The organism is Kocuria sp. GQ42 (assembly GCF_059758435.1).
Window position 1 is genome coordinate 279777 of record NZ_JCAXEN010000003.1, and the last position, 22636, is coordinate 302412.

Sequence of the window (22636 nt, forward strand, 5' to 3'; positions counted from 1 at the left end):
CCCGTGGGTGCGTGGACGGTGCTGGTGCTCTCGGGCGTCCTCGAGGCGGTGTGGGCGTCCGCGCTCGCGGCCTCGGACGGGCTCCGCCGTCCCGTGCCGGCCGTGGTGTTCGCGGTGACGGCCGCCGTGAGCCTGGCCGGCTTGGCCTACGCCATGGCCACTCTCCCCACGGGCACGGCGTACGCCGTCTGGGTGGGCATCGGCGCGGCCCTGACCGTGGCCTGGTCCATGCTGACGGGCCGCGAGTCCGCCACGCCCCTCAGGATCCTGCTGGTGCTCGGCCTCGTCGGCTGCGTGATCGGGCTCAAGGTTGTCGGCTGAGGCCGGAGCGGCGCGGGCCGTGCGGGACCGGCGCGCCCGTGCCTGGGCGCTGCTGGTGCTCAGCGGGATCCTGGAGGCGGTCTGGGCCACCGCCCTGGGCGCGTCCGAGGGCTTCTCGCGGCCGGGCCCCGGTCTGCTCTTCGCCGTGACCCTGGTGCTGAGCATGCTCACCCTGGCACGCGCCGCCCGGGTGGTGCCGATGGGCACCGCCTACGCCGTGTGGACGGGCATCGGCGCCGTGCTCACGGTCGCGTGGGCGGCCGGCACGGGGCAGGAGCAGATCTCGTGGGCGAAGGCCCTCTTCCTGGCGGGGATCGTGGCGTGCGTCGTGGGCCTGCACGCCGCCGACCGGCCGACCCCGGGGAAGGACCGGTGACCCGGGACCGCAGGCCGGGCGCGCACCTCATGCTCGTGCTCACCGCCACGATGGCCGTGGGCCCGCTGCTGACCCACAGCCTCTCGGCGATGAGCCCCCTGGTGATCGCGGACCTGGAGCTCACGGAGGCGCAGTTCGGGCTGCTCGCCACCACCACCTTCTTCGTCGCGGCCGTCACCGCGGTGCGCACGGGCCGCTGGGCGGACCGGCTGGCCGCCCGCACCCTGCTGGTCGTGATGTTCGGCGGGGCCGCGCTCGCGATGCTCCTGACCGCCGCCGCGCCGGGCTACGCGGTCCTGCTCGCAGCCATGGTGCTCTCGGGGCTCGGGCAGGTCATGGCGAACCCCGCGACCAACCGGCTCATCCGCCTGCACGTGCCCGCCGGGCGGCGCGCGAGCTGGCTCGGGATCAAGCAGGCCGGCGTGCAGGCCTCGCAGCTCGTGGCGGGCCTGACCTTCCCCGCGCTCGGCCTGCTGCTCGGCTGGCGCACCGCGGTCCTGGTGGCCGTGGGCGCGGTGCTGCTCCTGCTCGTGCACGGCTGGTGGACGGTCCCGGACAACCACCCCGGCACCCAGGCGGCACGCCCGTCCCGGACGACGTCCCCGTCCGGGACGACGACGCCGTTCCGGTCCCGGACGGCGGGCGCCGCCGCACGGCCGCCGATGCCCGGTGCCGTCAGGGCGTACGCCGCGGCCGCGGCACTGACCGGGCTGGGGGCGCAGGCCGCCAACGTCTACCTGCCGCTCTACGCCCACCGGGAGCTGGGCCTCGACGTCGTCGCAGCCGGGGCCACCGTGTCCGTCTCCGCGCTCGTGGGCATCGCCTCCCGGGTGCTGTGGGCGCGCGTGATGGACCGGCCGGGCGCGGACGGCTTCGTGCTGCTGGCCGGCATGGCCCTGGGGGCGGCCGCGAGCGCCGTGCTGCTGGTCCTGGCGCCCCTGCACCCCGGCCTCGCGTGGGCGGTGTGGCCGGCGGCCGTCCTGCACGGGGGCGCGGCACTCGCGGTGAGCGTGGTGGTGATGTCCGCGGCGATGCGCGCCGTGCCCGCCGACCGGGTGGGGGCGTCCACCGGGGTGGTGACCATGGGCCTGTACGCGGGGTTCTGCGCCGGTCCGCTCGTCCTCGGCGGACTGCTCCAGCTCACGGGGTCCTTCGCGGTGGGCTGGGGCGTGGTGCTCGTCTGCTACCTGGCCTGCGCGGCGCTCGCCGTCCTCGTGCGCTCCCGTGCACACCGCTAGGACGCCGCCGTCCGGAGTGCTCCCGGCCGCTGCTGCCCCCCGTTCGGCGGGGCCCCCGGCCGTCCGCCGACCGGTGCTGTCCCCCGTTCAGGGGGACCGGCCGGCCTCTGTGCGACGCTCCGTGACGTCCTGGCACGCTCTTCTCAACAGCTTCTCCACAGGCGTTGTCCACAGCGTGGATAACTTCCACCGGTGGAATTACGGGACTCCCCGCCCCGCCGACCCCGCGCTGACCTGCAACGGCGCCGCCGGCCGGGGATCGGGTGCGCCGGTGCTCGCTCTGTGCACGCGTTCCTCCACACCTGTGGACAACTTTCTCCACCCCCTGTGCACCCGGACGGGCGGGCGCCGCGGCGGCCGATCACTAGAGTAGTTGTGTGCACATGCGAATTGCTCCCGTCCGTGCGCTGCGCGTGCCTGCCCGGGGCGCGGATCCGACCGGGGAGCGGAGGACACGATGCTGAAGGGCGCCACGACGTTCCGGCTGGTGGACACGGCCGTGGTCGCGGCCGATCCGGCCCTGGTGGAGCGCTTCCTGCTCGACCCCGGCTGCCTGCGCCGCTGGAACCCCATCCCTGAGCGGAACTACCTGGTCAGCACGGCCGTGCTGCAGCTCGGCACGTCGATCGAGTCCACGGTCCGCGTGGGCCCCCTCCGCTTCTCCTTCGTGAACATCGTCTCCGACCACGTCCCGGGCCGGCGCCTGGGGATGCGCACCACCAAGGGGGTGGTGGATCTGCTGGTGACCATCACCTGGGAACAGGTGGAGGGGGGAACCCGGATCGAGAAGGTCGTGGACGGGCGGTTCACGGAGTCCAAGGCCTGGCTGTGGCGCCTGCTCGAACCGGCCGCCCGCCGGAGCGCCCGGAACGCCCTCGAGACGCTCGGGCGGATGATCGAGACGGGGGACTACGAGTTCACGGTCCCGTCCCAGCTGACCCCTCACCCGCCCCGCTGCCCGCTCGAGAGTCCGCCCGACTTCTTCTGAGCCCCCGGCGGGGCCTGCCCGGGGGCGCGCCGTACGCTGGTGGCGGAACCTCCTTGACCCCTGCTCGCGCGCGGGACGAGGGTGGAACCACACGACAGCACTCGAAAGGATTCTCCTATGGCCGAGAAGTACACCCTTCCCGATCTCCCCTACGACTACGCGGCGCTCGAGCCCCACATCTCCGCGAAGATCATGGAGCTGCACCACGACAAGCACCACGCCACCTACGTGGCCGGTGCCAACACCGCCCTGGAGAAGATGGCGGAGGCCCGCGCGAACGGTGACGGCGCCGCCGCGGCCAAGCTGTCCAAGGACCTGCAGTTCAACCTCGGTGGCCACGTGAACCACTCGGTGTTCTGGCAGAATCTCTCCCCCGAGGGCGGCGACAAGCCGACCGGTGAGCTCGCCGCGGCGATCGACGACCACTTCGGGTCCTTCGACGCCTTCCGCGACCACTTCACCGCCGCGGCCACCACGATCCAGGGCTCCGGCTGGGCGATCCTCGCTCTCGAGCCCGTCGGCGGCAACCTGGTCATCGAGCAGATGTACGACCAGCAGAACGGCGTGCCCGTCGCCACGATCCCGCTGCTCCAGCTGGACATGTGGGAGCACGCGTTCTACCTCGACTACCAGAACGTCAAGGCGGACTACGTCAAGGCCTTCTGGAACATCGTGAACTGGGCGGACGTCCAGGAGCGCTTCGAGAAGGCGCGCACCGGGGGCCGGTCCATCATCTGATCCCTGGTCCGCACCGTCGGGCGCCGCGCGCGCCCGACCCCGCGAGCAGAGCCCCCGGACCACGCGGTCCGGGGGTTCTGTGCCGCCCGGACCGGAAGCACCGCGAAGGTCCCGGAGCGTCACACGGGCGGGGGAGGGGGCCCGGCGGTGGGGCACAATGGCGGGGACCCTGTTCGCACTCAATGACGAGAGCACGAGGACCCCGCATGAGCGACGAGAACCAGCAGTCCGGTCCCATCACGCACGAGGAGATCTTCCGCTCCCACGAGGGCGGCAAGCTCTCCGTGGTGTCGAAGTCCCCCCTGGCCACCCGCCGGGACCTGTCCATCGCCTACACCCCCGGCGTCGCCGAGGTCTCCCGCGCGGTGGCCGCGGATCCCGCCATGGCGGCCACGCACACCTGGGCCGGCCGGCTCGTGGCGGTCGTCTCCGACGGCTCCGCCGTGCTGGGCCTGGGCGACATCGGCCCGGCCGCGTCCCTGCCGGTGATGGAGGGCAAGGCGGCCCTGTTCAAGACCTTCGCGGACCTCGACTCGATCCCGATCGTGCTCGACACCCAGGACGTCGAGGAGATCGTGGCCACGGTCAAGCTGCTGCGCCACTCCTTCGGCGCGGTGAACCTCGAGGACATCTCGGCCCCGCGCTGCTTCGAGATCGAGGCACGCCTCATCGAGGAGCTCGACATCCCGGTGATGCACGACGACCAGCACGGCACCGCCGTCGTCGTCCTGGCCGCCCTGCTCAACGCCGCGACCCTGGTGGGCAAGGACCTGGCCGGTCTCAAGGTCGTGATCGCCGGCGCCGGAGCAGCCGGGATCGCGATCACCGAGATCCTGCTGGCCCAGGGCATCAATGATGTGGTGCTGATGGACTCCCGGGGCATCGTCTCGAGGGAGCGGGACGACCTCAACGCGATCAAGGCCGGCTACGCGGCGCGCACCAACCCGCGCGGGCTGATCGGCGGCCCCAAGGACGCCCTCGAGGGCGCGGACGTGTTCGTGGGCGTCTCGGGCGGGACGGTCCCCGAGGAGTACCTCACCGAACTCGCCGAGGACGCGATCGTGTTCGCCCTGGCCAACCCGGACCCGGAGATCATGCCGGATGTGGCCGCGAAGTACGCCTCCGTGGTGGCCACGGGCCGGTCCGACTTCCCGAACCAGATCAACAACGTGCTGGCCTTCCCGGGCATCTTCCGCGGCGCCCTGGACGCCGGGGCGCGGCGGATCACCCCGGTCATGAAGCTCGAGGCCGCCCGGGCGATCGCCGCGATCGCCGCCGCGGACGGTCTGACCGCGGACCACATCGTGCCCTCCGCCCTGGATCCCCGGGTCGCCCCGGCCGTGGCCGAGGCCGTGGCGGCCTGCGCGCGGGCCGAGGCGACCGTCTGACCCGCTCCGCACCCGCTGACCCGCGACGGCCCGGGTGACCACGACATTCCGTGGTCACCCGGGCCGTCGCGGGTCAGGAGGTGGCGCGCTCAGGCGTAGAAGCGGTTGAGGAAGGTGGCGACCACGGCGGGCCGCTCCTCGCCCTCGATCTCGATCGTGCCGTCGGCCACCAGGTGCAGGCCGTTGCCCTTGACCTCCTGGACGTCGGTGATGGTCACGGTCATGCGGATCCGCGAGCCCACCTTGACGGGAGAGGTGAAGCGGACCTTGTCGAGGCCGTAGTTGACCTTGGTCTTCACGCCGGTGACGTCGAAGAGCTCGGACCACATCGGGATGAGCAGGGACAGGGTCAGGAAGCCGTGGGCGATCGGGGCGCCGAACGGGCCCTCGGCGGCGCGCTCGGGGTCCACGTGGATCCACTGGTGGTCGTCGGTGGCGTCGGCGAACGTGTTCACCTGCTCCTGGGTGATCTCCCGCCAGGCGGAGTGGCCGAGGCTCTTGCCGACGAGGTTCTTCACCTCGTCGAAGGCGACGACGGTCTGGGGCTGGGTCTGTGCTTCGGTCATGGCGTGTCCTCCGTGGTGGTGTCTGTGGTGTCTGTGGTGTCTGTGGTGTCGGTGGTGGGTCGGGTGGTGTCGGGCGGGCGGCTCAGACGAACGCGCTCCGGCCGGTGATCGACCGGCCGACCACGAGCGCGTTGATCTCGTGGGTGCCCTCGTAGGAGTAGACGGCCTCGGCGTCGGCGTGGAAGCGGGCGACGTCGTGGGCCAGGGTGATGCCGTTGCCGCCGACCAGTTCGCGGGCCAGCGCCACGGTCTCGCGCATGTGCAGGCTGATCCACATCTTCGCCAGGGCGGAGTCCTCGTCCCGGTAGACGCCGCCCTCCTGCCGCTCGGCGAGGCCGGCGACCATGGTCAGGGACGCGGTGACGTTGCCGAGCATCCGGGCCAGCTTCTCCTGGACGAGCTGGAAGCCGCCGATCGGGCGGCCGAACTGCTCGCGCTCCCGCACGTAGCGCAGCGCGGCCTCGTAGGCGCCGGCCTGGATGCCGGTGGCGATCCAGGCGACGTCGGAGCGCATGGCGCGCAGCATCGCGGCGACGTCCTTGAACGAGTTCACGTTCCCCAGCCGTTGTGCCTCCGGCACCCGGACTCCGTCGAGGTGGATGTCGGCGTTCTGCATCATCCGCAGGGACGTCTTGCCGTGGATCTTCTCCAGCCGCACGCCCGGGGCCTGCCGGTCCACGAGGAAGCCCTTGACCTGCCCGTCGGCCTCGTCGCGGGCGAAGACGGCCAGGTAGTCGGCGGTGAAGGCGCCGCCGATCCAGCGCTTGGTGCCGGTCAGCACCCATTCGTCGCCCTCGCGCCGGGCCGTGGTGGCCAGTCCGCCGGCGATGTCGGAGCCGTGCTCGGGCTCGGTCAGGCAGAACACCCCGGTCATCTCGAAGGACGTGATCCTCGGGTCCCACGCGGCGAACTGCTCGGGGGTGCCGCCCACGCGGCAGGCCGTGCGGAACAGCCCGGCCTGGGCGGTGTAGAACGTCGCGATCGAGGCGTCGGTGCGGGCCAGCTCGAAGATCCGGAACCCGTGGTACAGGGACCGGGGCTGCGCGCCGCCGGCCGTGAGCTCGGGCGGGGTCATGAGGTCGAGGGAGTGCAGGGAGGGGGCGACCTGGTAGGGGAACTCCCCGGCCTCCCAGTACTCGGCCAGCAGCGGCCGGACCTCGTCCTCGAGCACCCGGCGCAGCCGGCGCAGGGGCGCCTTCTCGGCCTCGGTCAGTCTCTCCGCGATCCCGTACGGGTCGCAGTCGGGGTAGAGGCGCCCGGCGTCCGTGCTCATGCCCGTGCCCCGTCGAGGCCGAGCAGGCGCACGGCGTTGTCCTTGAGGATCTTGGGGCGGACCTCGTCCGTGAAGGACTGCTGCTCGAAGGCCCCGAGCCACTTCTGCGGGGTGATCAGCGGGTAGTCGGTGCCGAAGAGGACCTTGTCCTGGAGCATCCGGTTGGAGGCCTTCACCAGCGACTCGGGGAAGTACTTGGGCGACCAGCCGGAGAGGTCGATCCACACGTTGGCCTTGTGGGTGGCGATGGAGTTGGCCTCCTCCTGCCAGGGCACCGAGGGGTGGGCCATGATGACCTGGAGCTCGGGGAAGTCCGCGGCCACCGCGTCCAGCAGCAGCGGGTTGGAGTAGCCCAGCTTGATCCCGCCCCCGCCGGGCAGCCCGGCGCCCATGCCGTTCTGCCCGGTGTGGAACAGGGCGGGCACGCCCAGGTCTTGGATCGCCGCATACAGCGGGTAGAACCGCTCGTGGGAGGGGTCGAAGCCCTGCAGGGAGGGGTGGAACTTGAAGCCCTTGACGCCGTGCTCCTCGACGAGCATCTTCGCCCGCTCCACCGCGGCGGAGCCCTGGAGCGGGTCCACGGAGCCGAAGGGGATCAGCACGTCGTTGTTGCGGGCCGCGCCCTCGGCGATCTCCTCGATGGAGTTCGGCTCGTGGCCCAGGGCCGTGGTCGCGTCGACGGTGAAGACGACGGCGGCCATCCGCCACTCGCGGTAGCGCTCGGCGATGGTGTCCAGGGAGGGGGACCGGTCCTCGGCCTTGAAGTACTTGGCCGAGGCCTCGGTCAGGGCCGCGGGCAGGGACGGGTGCCCGTGGTCGGAGCACTCGATGTGCACGTGCATGTCGATCGCGTCGAGGGACGCGAGGTCGAGACCGTACTCGTAGCGCATGGTGGTCCCCCTAGGACTGCTGGGTCGCGGACTCGGGCTTCAGATCCTCCGGCAGCGGGGGCAGGGTCTCGCCGACCGGCTGCAGGCTGTCCTCGAGGATCGCGGGGAGCTGCTCGCGCAGCGCCTCGAAGGTCCAGCCGCCGTCGCGGTACTCGGTGGCCACGGGGCGGGGGTGGCTGAAGACCTGCAGGCGGTCCCCGCCGGCGCCGATGGCCTGGCCGGTGACCTGCGCGGCGTCGTCGGAGGCGAGCCAGGCGATCAGCCCGGCGACGTCGGCGGCGTTGCCGAAGCCGAGGTCCTTGCGGAAGAAGTCCGGCATCGGCTCGCCGCGGCGGTCGGCCTCGACGGCGGAGCGGAAGAAGGGGATGGTCTCGGTCATGGCGGTGGCGGCCACGGGGATGACGGCGTTGGCGGTGACGCCGGCCTTGCGCATCTCCAGGGCCCAGGTGCGGACCATGCCCACGATCCCGGCCTTCGCCGCCGCGTAGTTGGTCTGGCCGAAGTTGCCGTACTGGCCGGTGGGGGAGCCGATGGTGATGATCCGCCCGGGGACCCCGTTCTCCTTGAAGTACCGGTAGGCCTCGCGGGCGCAGGTGAAGGTGCCGCGCAGGTGCACCTGGATGACGAGGTCGAAGTCCTCGTCGGTCATCTTCAGCAGGGACTTGTCGCGCAGCACCCCGGCGTTGGTGACGAGGACGTCGAGGCGGCCGAAGGCCTCCACGGCGCCGTTCACGAGGGCGGTGGCGGTCTCGGTGGAGCCCACGGGTGCGACGACGGCGACGGCCCGCCCGCCGGTCTCGGTGATGGAGGCGACGGCGTTCTCGGCGGTGGCCTGGTCGACGTCGTTGATCACCACGGCCGCGCCCTGGCGGGCGAGCTCTTGGGCGTAGGCGAGGCCCAGGCCCTGGCCGGAGCCGGTGACGACGGCGACCTTGCCGGCGAGGGGGGTGGTGCTCGGGGATGCGGTGCTGTCCTGTGCCATGGGGTGGCTCCTTCGCTGACGGATCGGCGCTGACGGATCGGCGCTCGTGGATCGGCGGACGGGGTGACGCCCGTCACTGCTGCGGGTTCGTCCCCATTCCACCGCTATTCGTTGAAAATGTCAATGGTTAAGAACCTCCATCTATGCTGGGGGCACGGATTCCGTAGACTGGGGTCCCCGGCCCCAGGAGAGACGCTATGACCACGCCCACCGACCCGTCCGCCGGTCTCGAGCGCCTCCTCGAGGCGGAGCTGACGGCGGAGCCGGTCTTCCTGATGGCCCGCGCCGCCTCGACGGGCTCCTCGGCGGCCAACCGGAAGCTGGCGGAGCTGGAGCTGAAGGTGCGCCACTATTCGGTCCTGGCGCTGGCCTGCGGCGAGGAGCAGCTGACGCAGCGCGAGCTCAGCCAGTTCCTGGTGCTGGACCCCAGTCAGATCGTGGCCATCCTCGACGACCTCGAGCGGCGCGGCGCGGTGGAGCGCCGGACCGACCCGAGGGACCGCCGCTCGAAGATCATCGCCCCCACCGCCGCCGGCCGGGAGCTGTACGCCCGGGCCAGGGTCCTGGTGGAGAACTCCACCGCGGAGTCGCTCTCCCCGCTCTCCTCGGCGGAGCGGGAGGAGCTGTCCCGGCTGCTGAAGAAGGTGGCCTTCTGACGGACGGGTCCCCCGGCCCTCGACGACGCCGAGCCCCCGCCCCGCCACCTCTCCCCGGTCGATCGGGGAGGGCGGTGACGAGGCGGGGGCTCGGTGCCGCAGATGCTCGGCAGCGGGCGGTGCGGGCGGCGTCAGTGCTCGTGGGTCTCCAGGTCGAAGTCCTTGGACTCACGGGTGAGCAGGATGAACACCGCGCTGACCACCGCCATCCCGGCCAGGTACCAGACCACGGGGGTGATGGCCTGCCCGGAGGACGCGTAGATCGAGGCGAGGATCGTGGGGGTGAAGCCCGCCCCGATCAGGGTGGCGAACTGGTAGCCCAGTGACGCCCCGGTGTAGCGCGACGACGTGCCGAACTGCTCCGAGATGAAGGCCGCCAGCGGTCCGTAGATCGCGGCGTGGCAGGCCAGCCCGATGGTGAAGGTCGCGAAGATCAGCAGCACGTTGCCGGTGGCCAGCCAGGAGAACATGGGGAGGATGAGGGCGATGAACAGCACCAGCCCCACGACCATGACGGGGCGCCGGCCCAGCTGGTCGGAGAGGCGGCCCATGCCGACCACGAAGAACACGCTGAGCACGGACGCGAGGGCGAAGGCGTAGAGGACCGGCTGCCGGTCGGCGCCGCGCTCGACCGCGTAGGCGACCGCGAAGGTGGCCAGGAAGACCTGGAGCGCGAACCCGGAGGCCCCCGCCAGCATCGTGTAGACCAGGGCGCGGGGGCGGCGCAGCACCTCGACGATGGGCACCTTGCGCTTGGCGGTGGTGCCCTCCGCGGCCTCCTTGGCCAGCGCGGCCTGGAAGATCGGGCTCTCGGACACCTGGGAGCGCACGAAGACGCCCACGGCCAGCAGCAGGACGGACAGCAGGAACGGGACGCGCCAGCCCCACGAGAGGAACTGATCCTCCGGCATGGCGGCGAACAGACCCAGGACGAAGGTGCCCAGCGCGGCGCCGGTCGGGGCGCCGGCGTTGGTGAAGGACGCGGCGAACCCCCGCCTGCCCTTCGCGGAGTGCTCCAGGGCCATCAGTGCGGCTCCGCCCCACTCGCCGCCCACGGCGATGCCCTGGCACACCCGCAGGAGGATCAGGATGACCGCACCCCAGGAGCCGATGACGGCGGCGCTGGGGATGAGGCCGATGAGCGTGGAGGCGATGCCCATGATCAGCATCGAGATGATGAGCATCTTCTTGCGGCCCAGGCGGTCGCCGAAGTGGCCGAAGACCGCTCCGCCCAGCGGGCGGGCCAGGTAGCCGGCGGCGAAGGTGCCGTACGCGGCGATCGTGCCGGCCAGTGGGTCGAGGTCGGTGAAGAACACGTAGGGGAAGACCAGGGCGGAGGCCGAGGCGTAGAGCAGGAAGTCGTAGAACTCGATGGTGGAGCCGAGGTAGCTGGAGAAGATGACCTTGCGCGCCTCTTTGTTCCTGGCGCGGGCGTCCAGGGACGCCAGGGTGCCGGGTGCTGCTGACATGGCGGTTCCTTGCTCTGGGGCGGAGAGAGTGGGTGTGCCGCCGGGACGGGGCTCCGGTGCGGCGGACGGGCCGGCCCCGGTCCTCGGGTGCGTCCGGGCGGTGGTGTGGGCCGACTCACAGTGCGACCATTGGAACAGCAATCAATTGAAGATGTCAACCATTGAGAAGATGACCTAAGTGGCGAGGCCTCGCCGGGTCGGGTTCGTCCGGGGGTCTGGACAATGTGATCCAGCTCTCTCTACGCTGGGGACTAATAGTGGACTTTTTCAACTATTGGTTTTGACGACTGTTTGAGGAGACGATCGCATGCGCAATCAAGGACTGGGATCCTGGCTCGTCCGGAGGCTCGAGAAGTCCGGGCCCAGGACGGCCGTGATCCACGGCGAGCGCACGCTGACGTACCGGGAGCTGCACGACCGGTCCCGGCGCCTCGCGACGGCCCTGTCCGGCCGGGGCGTGGGCCCCGGGGACCGGGTGGCGTTCCTCGGGGAGAACAGCCCGGCCTTCCTGGAGGCGATGTTCGCCGCGGGAGCGCTCGGCGCGGTGCTCGTCCCCCTCAACACGCGCCTGGCCGTCCCCGAGATCCGCTACCAGCTCGAGGACGCGGACGTCTCGGTGCTGATCCACGACGCCGCCCTGACGGGCCTGGCCGCACCGGCCGCCCGGGACCTGCCGGACGTGGTCCGCTGGGTCGTGGCCGAGGAGGACGCGGCCGAGGAAGATGCGGACGGGGTCCCCGCTCTCGGGACGGTGATCGCGACGGCCGAGCCCTGGACGGAGGACGTCCCGGTGGGCCTGGACGACCTCGCCGTGATCCTCTACACCTCCGGGACCACCGGCCGGCCCAAGGGCGCCTGCCTGACCCACGGCAACTTCACCTGGAACTGCTTCAACGTCCTGGTCGACTACGACGTGGCGGCCGACGACGTCGCGCTCATGATCTCCCCGATGTTCCACGTGGCCTCGCTCGGGATGGGGGTGCTGCCGACGCTGCTGAAGGGCGCCACGCTGGTGCTCGAGTCCAAGTTCGTGCCCGGCCGGGTGCTGGAGCTCATCGAGCGACACCGCGTCACCTGGCTCTCCGGGGTGCCGACCACCTACCAGATGCTGTGCGAGCACCCGGACTGGGACGCCACGGACCTCTCCTCCCTGCGCAAGCTCACCTGCGGCGGCTCCGCGGTGCCCATGCGGGTCCTGGACGCCTACGAGAACCGGGGACTGGCCTTCACCGCCAGCTACGGCATGACGGAGACCTCCCCGGGCGCCACCAACCTCCCCGCCGCGAAGTCCCGCGAGAAGGCGGGCTCCTCCGGGCTGCCGCACTTCTTCTCCGACGTGCGGATCGTGGACGCCGCGGGGGAGCCCGCGGCTCCCGGCGAGGCGGGGGAGATCCTGCTCTCGGGGCCCAACGTCATCCGGGAGTACTGGAACCGACCCGACGCGGCGGGGTCCTTCGAGGGGGAGTGGTTCCACTCCGGGGACCTGGGCTACCTGGACGAGGACGGCTACCTGTTCGTCGCGGACCGGATCAAGGACATGATCATCTCCGGCGGGGAGAACATCTACCCGGCGGAGGTCGAGTCGGCCATCCTCGAGCTGCCGGAGGTGGCCGCCGTGGCGGTCATCGGCGTGCCCGACGAGAAGTGGGGCGAGGTGCCGCACGCCGTCGTCGTCCCCCGGGAGGGGCGGGAGCTCACGGCGGGGACGATCCAGGAGCACCTGGCCGGCCGGCTGGCCCGCTACAAGGTGCCCAAGACGCTGAGCCTCGTGGAGGAGATGCCCCGCACCGCGTCCGGCAAGATCCGCAAGAACGTCCTGCGCGAGCAGGCCGCAGGCTGAGGCGCAGGACAGGTCGCGCGCCGTCCGGGCTGGACGCGTCCACGACTTTTCATTAGCCTCCCCAGCACGGCCCGATGGCCGGACTCCTGTCGGGGGACAGGGGGGGACTGGAGGGGGATCGAGTGGGAAAGAGACTGCTGACCTGCGTGGTGACGGCCGTGACGGCGGCGTCCGTCGCGCTGGCCGTGCCGGCCGCGGCGGCTGTGACGCTGCGCCCGGACGGCACGGGTTCCGTCGGCAAGGAGGACGTCCTGCGGGCCGTGGGCTGGACCAACGACCGGCTGCAGACCTCCGCCGCGGAGCTGGACCTCGTGGCGGAGACGGTCACCGTGGCCACCGCGTCGTGGGAGTGCGTCCAGGAGCTCACCGGCGCCGTGGCCGTGCAGGAGCGGCGGACGACGACGACCGCCCGGGCGGACCTGGTCGCCACCGTGCAGCGGAGCTCCGTGACGGGTGCCGTCACGGGCTTCGAGCTGCAGGGCTTCGCCGAGGACGCCGTGTCCGTCTCCGTGGTCGAGGGCCCCGACCTCGACGCCTGCCCGGTGAACGGGGGCGGGGACCAGGACGGGGCCTGGTCCCGGGTGCCCCGGTCCACCGAACGGGCGCAGGCGCACGAGGGGCCTGCCCTCGAGGTCGTCCACGACGGGGTGGCGCACCCGGTGCCCACCGAGCGGGAGGAAGCGGCCTGAGGGGCGCGCTCCGCGGCGCCGCATGTGTCGTCGCAGGTCGGACGGGGGGTCACAGATGGGTCACGCCGCTGGATCGGCCCCCCGTGCCTGCATTAGCGTTCGGAAAAACGATCCGGGAGCGCGTCCCCGGTGTCGGGGGACAGGGGAATGGGGAAGCACATGCACAAGGTCATCGTGGTACTGGCGGCTCTCGCGGCGGCGGGGGTGTCGATCGGGCTGGCGGCGCCGGCCTGGGCGGCCACGCAGCTCCACGAGGACGGCACCGGCTTCGTGACCGCCACTGACGCCCGGGCCGCGCTCGGCTGGGACGACGAGACGCTGCAGGCCAACGCGGCCTCGCTCGAGTTCGTGGCGGAGACCGAGTCGGTGACCGAGATCTCGTGGGAGTGCGTGCAGCCCGGGACCGCCGAGGTCCTGACGCGGCGGACGGACCTGGTGATCACCGAGACCCGGGGAATCGCGAGCACGCCGAGCACGCTGTGGTGGCGGACGGTCGTCGGCTTCCGGCTGGAGGGCTTCGACGGCCGGGGCGCCTCGAGCGCGGTCCCCGAGGGCCCCGCGCCCCACTCCTGCCCGGACCCCTCCTGGGTCCTGGTGCCGGAGAGCTCGCGGAGCACGGAGCAGAAGGGCGAACCGGTCCTGGCGGTCGTGCACGCCGGGGTGCAGCACCCGGTGCCGGTCGCGCTCCCCGTCCCGGTCGGCTGAGCGCGTTCAGCCGCGCGCCGCGACCAGCCGCTCGACGACGTCCCGGGCCGCCGCCACGATCCCGTCCACCTGTTCCGGGGTGACCTCGGCGGACAGCGTGAACCGGACCGCGGTGGTGGCGACCTCGGCGGGGAAGCCCATGGCGGTCAGCACGTGGGAGGGCTCGATGTCCCCGGCCGCGCAGGCCGAGCCCGAGGAGACGAGCAGCCCGCGGGCCTCCAGGTCCACCAGGACCGTCTCGCCGTTGACGCCGGGGAAGCAGAACGAGGCGTTGCCGGGCAGCCGCGCCGCCGGCCGCTCCCGGGGGTCCGGACCGGTCAGCACGGCCGACGGGACCGCGGACAGGATCCCGGTGATCAGCCGGTCCCGGAGGGCGGCGAGCCGGGTCGCCCGGTCCGGGCGCTCCTCCGCGGCGAGCCGCAGGGCGGTGGCGAGGCCGACGGCGCCGGCCACGTTCGAGGTCCCGGAGCGCCGGCCGCGCTCGTGCCCGCCGCCGCTCAGCAGCGGGCGCAGGGGCGTCCCGCGGCGCAGGAACAGCACGCCCACGCCCTTGGGCCCCCCGATTTTGTGCCCGGCGAGGCTCAGCGCCGCCACGTCGAGCGCTTGTACGTCCAGTTCCAGCGACCCGGCCGTCTGGACCGCATCCGTATGGAACGGGACGTCCCGCGCCCGAGCCACCGCAGCCAGGTCGGCGACCGCCTGGACCGTACCCGTCTCGTTGTTCGCATGCATCACGGATACCACTGCGGTGCCCGGACGAACAGTCCTCTCCAGGGCGGCGGGGTCCACGAACCCCTCGGCGGACACGCCCAGCTCGGTGGCGTCGAAGCCGTCCCAGCGGGCCAGGTCCCGGGCGGAGTCGAGCACGGCGTGGTGCTCGACCGCGCTCGTCACCACGTGCGTGCACGCGGGGTCCCGGTCCCGTCGGCCCAGGGCGATGCCCTTGACGGCCAGGTTGTCGGCCTCGGTCCCGCCTGACGTGAACACGACCTCGGCGGGCCGGCAGTTCAGCACCTGCGCGACCGTCCCGCGGGCCCGGTCCAGCCCGGCCAGCGCCCGCCGGCCCGCGTCGTGGTGGCTCGAGGCGTTGCCGAACTCCTGCGTGAGATAGGGCCACATGGCCTCCAGGACCTCCCGCCGGACGGGGGTGGTGGCGGCCGAGTCGAGGTACAGCACCGTCATCCCGTCCCGGTGCCGTGGCCGCTGCCGAGCCCGATGTCGAGGCCCAGGTCCAGGTTGCGGGCGGAGTGGGTGAGCGCGCCCACCGAGATGACGTCCACCCCGGTGGCCGCGATGTCCCCGACGGTCTCCAGGCTCACGCCGCCGGAGGCCTCGACGGTCGCCCGGCCGTCGATGATCGCCACGCCGCTCACGAGGTCGTCCAGCGAGAAGTTGTCGAGCAGGATCGTGTCCGCGCCGCCGGCCAGGACCGCCTCGATCTGGTCGAGCCGGTCCACCTCCACCTCGAGGTGCACCGTGTGGGGGAGACGACGGCGCAGCTGCCGCAGGGCGCCGGTCAGGTCGGTGCCGTCGGCCGTGAGCAGGGCCAGGTGGTTGTCCTTGGCCATCACGGCGTCCGAGAGGGAGTGCCGGTGGTTGTGCCCGCCCCCGCTGAGCACGGCGTGCTTCTCGAGCGCCCGCAGCCCCGGGGTGGTCTTGCGGGTGTCGGCCACCCGGGTGCGGGTGATCGTGCCGGACGGGAGGTTCGCGGCCTGCTCCACGCGGGCGACCGTCTCCTCGACGGCGGCGACGTAGCGGGCGGTCAGGGTGGCGATCCCGCACATCCGCTGGGTCAGGTTCAGGGCCACGCGCTCGCCCGTCAGCACGGCCCGGGCGGGACCGGTCACCACGGCCAGGGTGTCCCCGGCCTCGAAGCGGTCGCCCTCGGCGGAGACCAGCTCGACGGCCACCGCGGGGTCCGCGGCGGCGAACGTCGCGGCGAAGACCTGTCCGCCGGAGAAGACGCCGGCCTCGCGCGCCACGAGCTCGGCCCGGGCGGTGGTGCCGGCGGGGATGAGGTGCTCGGAGGTGATGTCGCCCCAGGGCGCGTCCTCGGCGAGCCCCCGCTCCACGACCTCGGTGATGGCGGCTCGGGTCAGCATGCGGGGATCCTCTCCGGTAGGTCGAACATGTCGATGGAAGTATGTGCACTGATCAGCGCCGGGACAGTGGCCTCATCCGGGGCGGAGTCCAGGCGCCAGAACGTGCGCCGCGCCCGGGCGGGATCGGGCGCCGGGAAGTCCTCCCGGAAGTGGGCGCCCCGGGACTCGGTGCGGTGCAGGGCCGCGGCGGTCACGGCGCGTCCCACGGTCAGCAGGTTCCGGTCCTCGACCGCACGGCGGGAGAGACCGGCGGGTGGGCGGAAGCCGGCCAGCCGCCGGGCCAGCGCCTCGAGCCGCGAACGGTCGCGCAGGACGCCGGCACCCGCCCACATGGCCTCCTGGAACTGCTCGCGGTCGAACGGCACGGTGTTCCCCTCGGCCGGCACGGCACTCCCGTCGAGCCGCTCGGTGTCCCCGTCGACCGGCGCAGCCTCTCCGTCGACCGGCTCGGTGTCCTTGTCGAACGGCACGGCGTCCCTGTCGAAGGACGCAGTGCTCCGGGACCGGGCGGCCGCGATCCCGGAACGACCGGCCGCCGGCAGGATCTCGGCGCGGCCGGGCAGGACGAGGCGCGCCGGGGCGTCGTCGGCCGCTCGGCCGGTCCCCGGCGCGTCCGTGCGCAGCGCGTCCGCCTGCAGTGCGTCGGCCACGCGGGCCCCGAAGACGGCGCCCTCCAGCAGCGAGTTGGAGGCCAGCCGGTTGGCGCCGTGCACGCCCGTGGCCGCGCACTCGCCCACGGCGTAGAGCCCCGGGACGGTGGTGCGGCCGAGGCCGTCGGTGGCCACGCCGCCCATCAGGTAGTGGGCCGCCGGCGTGACCGGGACCGGCTCGCGGGACCAGTCGAGGCCGTGGGCCCGCAGGGCGGCGTCGATCGTGGGGAAGCGCCGGGCGAGGAACTCGGCGGTCGTGCCGCCCCCGTGCGGGCCGGGACCGGACGGGCTCAGCGCGGTGCAGTCGAGCAGGACCGGCCGGCCGCCCTGGGCCAGGGACCGGCGGACGTTCTCGCGGGCCACCACGTCGCGGGGGGCGAGCTCCGCGCGCGAGTGCACGTCCTCGAGGTAGCGCCGGCCTGTGCTGTCCCGCAGCACCGCGCCCTCGCCGCGGACGGCCTCGGAGACCAGGAAGCAGCCCGGGGCGGCGAGGGCGGTCGGGTGGAACTGCACGAACTCCAGGTCCGCCACGGCGGCGCCCGCCCGCAGGGCCGCGGCGATGCCGTCACCGGTGGCCACGGCCGGATTGGTGGTGTGGGGGTAGAGCTGTCCGGCCCCGCCGGTCGCGAGCACCACGGCGTCCGCGGCCAGCTCGTGGAGCCGGTCCCCGGGATCCGCCAGGACGAGGGCCCCGGCCGCGCGGCCGCCGGGGCCGAGCACGAGGTCGACCAGCATGGTGTGCCGCAGGACCGTCAGACGCCCCGCGGCCTCGGCCGCCAGCGCGGCGGCGAGGAGGGCGCGCTGAATCTCGCGGCCCGTCGCGTCGCCGCCGGCGTGCAGGATCCGGGGCACGGAGTGGGCGCCCTCGAGACCCTCGAGCCAGGGGGAGTCCGGTCCGGCCGCACGGTCGAGGGCCACTCCGCGCGCCACGAGCTCGTCGATCGCGGCCGCCGAGTCGCGCACGAGGACGCGCACGGCGTCGTCGTCGCACGTCCCCGCCCCCGCGGCGAGGGTGTCCTGGACGTGCAGCTCCTCGGAGTCGCGGGGCTGGCCGGCCGGGAGCGCGGCCGTCATGGCCGCGATCCCTCCCTGCGCGCGGACCGTGCCGGTCTCGTCCAGGGCGTCCTTGCTCAGCAGCGTCACGTCGAGACCGTGGCCCGCGGCGCCCAGGGCCGCGGTGAGGCCGGCGATGCCGCTGCCCACCACGAGCACGCGCGGTGCCGAGTGCGTGCTCACCGCGGCAGCGCCGCCAGCATCCGCTCGAGCGCCACCTCGGCGTCCCGGGCGGTCGCGGCGTCCACGGAGATCCGGTTGATCACGCGCCCGGCCACGAGCTCCTCGAGCACCCACGCGAGGTAGCCGGGGTGGATCCGGTACATCGTGGAGCACGGGCAGATCACCGGGTCCAGGCAGAAGATCGTGTGCTCGGGGTGCTGGTCGGCGAGCCGGTTGACCATGTTGATCTCGGTGCCGATCGCGAAGGTGCTGCCGGCCTCGGCGGCCTCGACGGCCTTGCGGATGTGGTCGGTGGAGCCGCTCTCGTCGGCGGCGTCGACCACGGGCATGGGGCACTCGGGGTGCACGATCACCCGCACGCCGGGGTGCTCGGCGCGGGCCTTCTCGATCTGGGCCACGGTGAAGCGGCGGTGCACGGAGCAGAAGCCGTGCCAGAGGATCACCTCGGCGTCCTGCAGGTCCTGCGCGGTGTTCCCGCCGAGGTCCTTGTGAGGGTTCCACATCGGCATCCGCTCGAGCGGGATCCCCATGGCCTTGGCGGTGTTGCGGCCCAGGTGCTGGTCCGGGAAGAACAGCACCCGCCGGCCGCGCTCGAAGGCCCACTCCAGGACGGTCGCGGCGTTGGATGAGGTGCACACGATGCCGCCGCGCCGGCCGCAGAACGCCTTGAGCGCCGCGGAGGAGTTCATGTACGTCACGGGGACCACGGTCTGCCGGCCGTCGTCGTCGGTCTCCCCGAGGACGTCCATGAGCTGCTCCCAGGCCTCCTCGACGGAGTCCTCGTCGGCCATGTCCGCCATGGAGCAGCCGGCGGCGAGGTTGGGCAGGATCACGGACTGGTGCTCGCCGGAGAGGATGTCGGCGGTCTCGGCCATGAAGTGCACGCCGCAGAACACGATCGCCTCGGCCTCCGGCTTGCTCCTGGCGGCGCGGGCCAGCTGGAACGAGTCGCCGAGGAAGTCGGCGTGCTTGACGATCTCGTCCCGCTGGTAGAAGTGCCCGAGCACCACCACGCGCTCGCCGAGGGTCGCCTTGGCGGCGGTGATCCGCCGGTCGAGCTCCTCGGCGGAGGCGTGCTGGTACTCCTCGGGGATCACGGGCTGGGCGGGGGCGCCGGCGGGCACCACGTCGTCCTCGGACGCCCCGGGGCCGTAGCCGGCGGAGACGGCGGGCGCGAAGTCCCAGGGGTTCGCGGAGAGGTCGGTGCTGCACGTGCTCGGGGCCGGGGCGGTTCCCGGCAGGCCGGCCGGCTTCTCGGTCAGCAGGTCGATGCGGGTGGCGACGGAGGTCATGTCTGCTCCTGGGTGCTGCGGCCGGCCGGGGTGCGGTCGGCGAGGTCGAGGTCGTGGTTGTAGCGGTAGAGCCGGGGTGGGCGATGACGTGTGCCCTCCAGGCGGGTGCCGGTGTCGAGGACGGCGCCGGACGCGAGCACCTGGCGCCGGAAGTTGGCCGGGTCCAGGGGGGTGCCGAGGATCGCCTCGTGCACCTCCCGCAGGGCGGCGAGGGTGAAGGTCTCGCCGAGGAAGGAGTGGGCCACGCGGCTGTAGGTGATCTTGTTGCGCAGCCGGTAGAGGGCGTAGTCCACGATGCCGCTGTGATCGAACGCCAGCGGCGGCAGCTCGGTGGTGCGCATCCACGTGACGTTGAGATCGGCGTGGAGGTCGGAGGTCTGGTCGGTGCGGATCGAGGCCCAGTAGACGATCGAGACGACGCGCTCCTCGGCGTTCGCCGAGCGGGTCAGGCCGCCGAAGGCGTAGAGCTGCTCGAGGTAGCCGGGCTGCAGACCGGTGGTGAGCTGCAGGGACCGCGCCGCGGAGGCCTCGAGGTCCTCGTGCGGCTGGAGCGGTCCGCCGGGCAGGGCCCACATCCCCCGGAAAGGGTCGCGGATGCGGCGGACGAGGGGCAGCCAGAGTTCCTTGCCGCCGTCGGGACCGGTGTCGCGGGCGGCGAAGATGACGGTCGAGACCGCCAGTTCCACGTTCTGCGCGGTCATCGTCACCTCCTTCACGTCCAGTGCCTTCTGGTTCCAGCGACTATAACACTGTTCGAGTCGGAGTGACATTAACGAAGTCGTGACCATGGGGCCGCTGACCAGGCCCCATGAAAACGCGGGTTTCAGCATGTCCACAGGGGTTGCTCCCGCACAGTGGGGGGCGCTTACCATCTGACCCATCCAGCCGGCCCGTCCGGCCGTGGCAGAGCGAAGCGGGGAACTTCATGGTGCGGTCCAGCCCAGTCGGCACGGTGGTCGGGGGCGTCGTCCTGACGGCACTGCTCCTCACGGGATGCGGTCCCGACGACGACGGCGCCGCGGCGTCCCCTTCCAGCGCCGCCTCATCGGCTGCGGCGAGCTCATCGGAGCCGAGTCCGGACGCCACTCCCGCCGACTACGTGCCGGCCTCGCTCGACGGGCCCGCGCAGAACGTGCCGAAGCCCGTCATGCCGGACCTGGCGAAGGAGGAGTCCCGGGACGGGGCGCAGGCCTTCCTCGACTACTGGTCCGACGCCATGTGGTACGCCCATCAAACCGGTGATGCAAAATACGCGCGAGAAATTGTCAGTGACGCCTGTGATGTCTGCATGGAGCAATTAGAATTTGTGGAAGATGTGTACGCCGATGGCGCTTGGTTCATTGGTGGTCGAGAGACGCCTGTGATACAGGATGAAAATATTGAACGTTCCTCTGACGGGATCTATAAGCCGATTGTATTAACCAGCGCTGAGGGGCTGAAGCTGGTTGAGGGCGGAGAGGTCACATATGAAGCATTCCCGCGCAGCGGTCAAGGGGACCCGTTCCCTGTTTACTTGAATTATTCGCAGGGGCTATGGATATATATAACCGCCGCAAACATGCCGGGCACAGGATAATTCAATGGACAAAAACAAGATCGTCGGAGTCTTTGTTCTAACTTTCCTCTTTTTTCAATCGGCAACTGGCGGAGCCCTCGGTGAAGAAGATGGCTGGGCAGATAAGGCAACTCGGCTCAAGAGTGGGTATTCCATGCACGGCCAGCGCAATGCCGATATCTCGAAGTCGACGACTGCTGTCGCAGACGGGGACAAGATGAAACTGGAGGTCCGGCTCGATGAGGGGCCGCCGATTGTGGTCGGCAATGACCACCAACAAGGTTCAGTTGCCGTGGGTGCAGCCCCGGTCGACTACGACCCGGACGAGGACCCCGCTTTTCAGAAGGCCCTCCGCCAGTACCTGAGCGACCAGGGCGTCGACCGGCCGTTCAACCCGGACACGATCGCGCAGTCGAAGCAGCAGACGTTCGGTCTGCAGAACCCGTGCACCAACCGGACGGGCGACATCCTCGACGAATGCCTGGCGGAGCGGGACTGCACCACGGCCGACGGTGGGGAGGGCGTCTACATGAACGTCGTCGTCCGGCAGGGGGAGGGGCCCAGCACGCCGTGGGGCGAGCCGATGTGCGTGGCGGTCGCCGAGGCGGAGGGCGGCGAGGAGGTCATGGAGCTGCCGACCTTCACCCTGCAGGACTTCAGGACGCTCGCCGTCGCGCCCGCGGCCAGTGCTGTCCAGCCCGCGCCCGACACGCTGCGGGGCATGCACACCAACGTCTGGGCGGAGGCCCGCCCCCAGCAGTTCAGCACCGAGCTGGGCGGCTTCCCGGTGCAGGTGCGCGCCGTGCCGGTCCAGTACGCATGGGACTACGGCGACGGGACCGCGCTCGGGCCGACCGAGCTCAGCGGCGTCCCGCTCGCGGAGGGGGCGTGGGACGTGGAGACCGACACCAGTCACGTCTACACGGAGACGGGTGACTACGCCGTCTCGCTCACCACCTGGTTCTCCGGCGAGTACTCCGTGGCGGGCGGCCCGTGGCTGCCCGTGGCGGGGCTCAACGACGTCGCGAGCGCGCCCGTGCCGATCAGCGTCTGGCGCTCCACGGTGCGCAACTACGCGGACGACTGCCTCGAGAACCCGCAGGGCACCGGCTGCTGATTTCCGCGCCGGCCGGTACGCCGTCGGATCCTGGTGGGATGATCGTTGCACATGGTTCTCCGGTTCCCGGAGCACCCGGTCAGCGGTCCCGCCGGTGCTCGTGCGCCGGGCGAGGAAAGGGGCGGAACAGTGACGATCTCCGGTCCGTGGGTGCTCCACTTCAGCTGGGGCTGCACCGACGACTACGGCAGGGTGGGCCTCGTGTTCGACCCGGACGGCACCTTCTCGGGCGGCGGGTTCTCCGGCGCCTGGCGGCAGCAGGACGGCACCCTGCTGCTCCGCTTCGCCGACGGCCCCGCGCAGTACGGCGGCACGGTCACCGGCACGGCGGGAGCAGGGGCGATGTCCTCCTTCGACGGCTCGCCGGGCGGCTGCTGGTACCTGGCCAGGCAGGGACCCGCCGGTGGGCCGGGATCCGCGGACAGCAGCGCCGGGCAGCCGGCGGACGTCGCCGGGCGGAGGCTGGACTCCGCGGGGACGGCGCCCGGTGCGCCGGACGGCCCGGGGACGGCGCCCGGTGAGCTGGACGCCGCGGGCAACCGGATCTGATGCGGAGGGGTGGGGA

Annotated in this window: 23 protein-coding genes; 13 read left to right on the forward strand and 10 right to left on the reverse strand. The window is 72.0% G+C overall.

Features of this window, described 5'->3' with window-relative positions; all coding sequences use genetic code 11:
* Positions 1-3 precede the first annotated feature (3 nt).
* The 6 genes from AC6CH6_RS09205 to AC6CH6_RS09230 all read left to right on the forward strand — a co-directional run bounded on the left by AC6CH6_RS09205 (position 4) and on the right by AC6CH6_RS09230 (position 5049).
* Positions 4-321 carry a DMT family transporter gene (locus AC6CH6_RS09205; protein WP_133409582.1) on the forward strand — a complete coding sequence of 106 codons (318 nt, stop codon included), beginning with the start codon at positions 4-6 and terminating at the stop codon, positions 319-321.
* Positions 311-697, forward strand: a complete 387-nt coding sequence (locus tag AC6CH6_RS09210; RefSeq protein ID WP_133409581.1) for a DMT family transporter — start codon at positions 311-313, stop codon at positions 695-697. Before AC6CH6_RS09205 ends, AC6CH6_RS09210 begins: the two co-directional genes overlap by 11 nt.
* On the forward strand, positions 694-1935 hold the full coding sequence (locus AC6CH6_RS09215) for an MFS transporter (RefSeq protein WP_498254899.1): 1242 nt from the start codon (positions 694-696) through the stop codon (positions 1933-1935). The genes AC6CH6_RS09210 and AC6CH6_RS09215 overlap by 4 nt, the downstream gene beginning before the upstream one ends.
* A gap of 457 nt (positions 1936-2392) precedes the next feature.
* The gene (locus AC6CH6_RS09220) at positions 2393-2923 is read left to right on the forward strand and encodes an SRPBCC family protein (RefSeq protein WP_498254900.1); all 531 of its coding nucleotides are present in this window, start codon (positions 2393-2395) and stop codon (positions 2921-2923) included.
* A gap of 117 nt (positions 2924-3040) precedes the next feature.
* Positions 3041-3661 (forward strand): superoxide dismutase, encoded by a 621-nt coding sequence (locus AC6CH6_RS09225; protein WP_272026394.1) that lies wholly within the window; start codon positions 3041-3043, stop codon positions 3659-3661.
* 206 nt (positions 3662-3867) lie between these two features.
* A complete protein-coding gene (locus AC6CH6_RS09230) occupies positions 3868-5049 on the forward strand; it encodes an NAD(P)-dependent malic enzyme (RefSeq protein WP_498254901.1) in 1182 nt (393 codons plus the stop codon).
* An 89-nt stretch (positions 5050-5138) separates the two neighbouring features.
* Here AC6CH6_RS09230 and AC6CH6_RS09235 read toward each other — a convergent pair whose 3' ends face one another.
* The 4 genes from AC6CH6_RS09235 to AC6CH6_RS09250 all read right to left on the reverse strand — a co-directional run bounded on the left by AC6CH6_RS09235 (position 5139) and on the right by AC6CH6_RS09250 (position 8760).
* Entirely contained in the window at positions 5139-5615 is a 477-nt protein-coding gene (locus AC6CH6_RS09235) for a MaoC family dehydratase (RefSeq protein WP_017831747.1), read from the reverse strand.
* Positions 5616-5697: 82 nt separating this feature from the next.
* Positions 5698-6888 (reverse strand): acyl-CoA dehydrogenase family protein, encoded by a 1191-nt coding sequence (locus AC6CH6_RS09240; protein WP_498254902.1) that lies wholly within the window; start codon positions 6886-6888, stop codon positions 5698-5700.
* On the reverse strand, positions 6885-7778 hold the full coding sequence (locus AC6CH6_RS09245) for an amidohydrolase family protein (RefSeq protein ID WP_498254903.1): 894 nt from the start codon (positions 7776-7778) through the stop codon (positions 6885-6887). Before AC6CH6_RS09245 ends, AC6CH6_RS09240 begins: the two co-directional genes overlap by 4 nt.
* Before the next feature lie 10 nt (positions 7779-7788).
* A complete protein-coding gene (locus AC6CH6_RS09250; RefSeq protein WP_498254904.1) occupies positions 7789-8760 on the reverse strand; it encodes an SDR family NAD(P)-dependent oxidoreductase in 972 nt (323 codons plus the stop codon).
* 197 nt (positions 8761-8957) lie between these two features.
* On the opposite strand from AC6CH6_RS09250, the gene AC6CH6_RS09255 reads away from it, so the two are divergent.
* Positions 8958-9416, forward strand: coding sequence for a MarR family winged helix-turn-helix transcriptional regulator (locus AC6CH6_RS09255; RefSeq protein WP_133409572.1), 459 nt, complete (start codon positions 8958-8960; stop codon positions 9414-9416).
* Between the two features lie 131 nt (positions 9417-9547).
* On the opposite strand, the gene AC6CH6_RS09260 is transcribed toward AC6CH6_RS09255, so the two are convergent.
* Positions 9548-10885, reverse strand: coding sequence for an MFS transporter (locus AC6CH6_RS09260; protein ID WP_498254905.1), 1338 nt, complete (start codon positions 10883-10885; stop codon positions 9548-9550).
* 307 nt (positions 10886-11192) lie between these two features.
* Between AC6CH6_RS09260 and AC6CH6_RS09265 the strand changes: the two genes are divergently transcribed.
* The 3 genes from AC6CH6_RS09265 to AC6CH6_RS09275 all read left to right on the forward strand — a co-directional run bounded on the left by AC6CH6_RS09265 (position 11193) and on the right by AC6CH6_RS09275 (position 14119).
* Positions 11193-12725 carry an acyl-CoA synthetase gene (locus tag AC6CH6_RS09265; RefSeq protein ID WP_498254906.1) on the forward strand — a complete coding sequence of 511 codons (1533 nt, stop codon included), beginning with the start codon at positions 11193-11195 and terminating at the stop codon, positions 12723-12725.
* Between the two features lie 122 nt (positions 12726-12847).
* Positions 12848-13414, forward strand: a complete 567-nt coding sequence (locus tag AC6CH6_RS09270) for a hypothetical protein (RefSeq protein ID WP_498254907.1) — start codon at positions 12848-12850, stop codon at positions 13412-13414.
* A gap of 147 nt (positions 13415-13561) precedes the next feature.
* Entirely contained in the window at positions 13562-14119 is a 558-nt protein-coding gene (locus AC6CH6_RS09275; protein WP_498254908.1) for a hypothetical protein, read from the forward strand.
* Between the two features lie 6 nt (positions 14120-14125).
* Here AC6CH6_RS09275 and AC6CH6_RS09280 read toward each other — a convergent pair whose 3' ends face one another.
* The 5 genes from AC6CH6_RS09280 to AC6CH6_RS09300 are packed head-to-tail and all read right to left on the reverse strand — an operon-like array spanning position 14126 to position 20100.
* Complete coding sequence (locus AC6CH6_RS09280) at positions 14126-15295, reverse strand: cysteine desulfurase family protein (protein WP_498254967.1); 1170 nt, start codon at positions 15293-15295, stop codon at positions 14126-14128.
* Between the two features lie 2 nt (positions 15296-15297).
* Positions 15298-16221: a carboxylating nicotinate-nucleotide diphosphorylase gene (gene nadC, locus AC6CH6_RS09285; RefSeq protein WP_035924268.1), complete on the reverse strand. Its 924-nt coding sequence runs from the start codon at positions 16219-16221 to the stop codon at positions 15298-15300.
* Positions 16215-18107 carry an L-aspartate oxidase gene (locus AC6CH6_RS09290; protein ID WP_498254909.1) on the reverse strand — a complete coding sequence of 631 codons (1893 nt, stop codon included), beginning with the start codon at positions 18105-18107 and terminating at the stop codon, positions 16215-16217. The genes nadC and AC6CH6_RS09290 overlap by 7 nt, the downstream gene beginning before the upstream one ends.
* Complete coding sequence (gene nadA / locus AC6CH6_RS09295; protein ID WP_498254910.1) at positions 18104-19399, reverse strand: quinolinate synthase NadA; 1296 nt, start codon at positions 19397-19399, stop codon at positions 18104-18106. The genes AC6CH6_RS09290 and nadA overlap by 4 nt, the downstream gene beginning before the upstream one ends.
* Positions 19396-20100 (reverse strand): NUDIX hydrolase, encoded by a 705-nt coding sequence (locus AC6CH6_RS09300; protein WP_498254911.1) that lies wholly within the window; start codon positions 20098-20100, stop codon positions 19396-19398. Before AC6CH6_RS09300 ends, nadA begins: the two co-directional genes overlap by 4 nt.
* A gap of 224 nt (positions 20101-20324) precedes the next feature.
* Between AC6CH6_RS09300 and AC6CH6_RS09305 the strand changes: the two genes are divergently transcribed.
* The 3 genes from AC6CH6_RS09305 to AC6CH6_RS09315 all read left to right on the forward strand — a co-directional run bounded on the left by AC6CH6_RS09305 (position 20325) and on the right by AC6CH6_RS09315 (position 22620).
* Complete coding sequence (locus AC6CH6_RS09305) at positions 20325-20975, forward strand: DUF6318 family protein (protein ID WP_498254912.1); 651 nt, start codon at positions 20325-20327, stop codon at positions 20973-20975.
* A 271-nt stretch (positions 20976-21246) separates the two neighbouring features.
* Positions 21247-22071: a PKD domain-containing protein gene (locus tag AC6CH6_RS09310; RefSeq protein ID WP_498254913.1), complete on the forward strand. Its 825-nt coding sequence runs from the start codon at positions 21247-21249 to the stop codon at positions 22069-22071.
* A 129-nt stretch (positions 22072-22200) separates the two neighbouring features.
* Positions 22201-22620 carry a hypothetical protein gene (locus AC6CH6_RS09315; protein ID WP_498254914.1) on the forward strand — a complete coding sequence of 140 codons (420 nt, stop codon included), beginning with the start codon at positions 22201-22203 and terminating at the stop codon, positions 22618-22620.
* Positions 22621-22636: the final 16 nt, after the last annotated feature.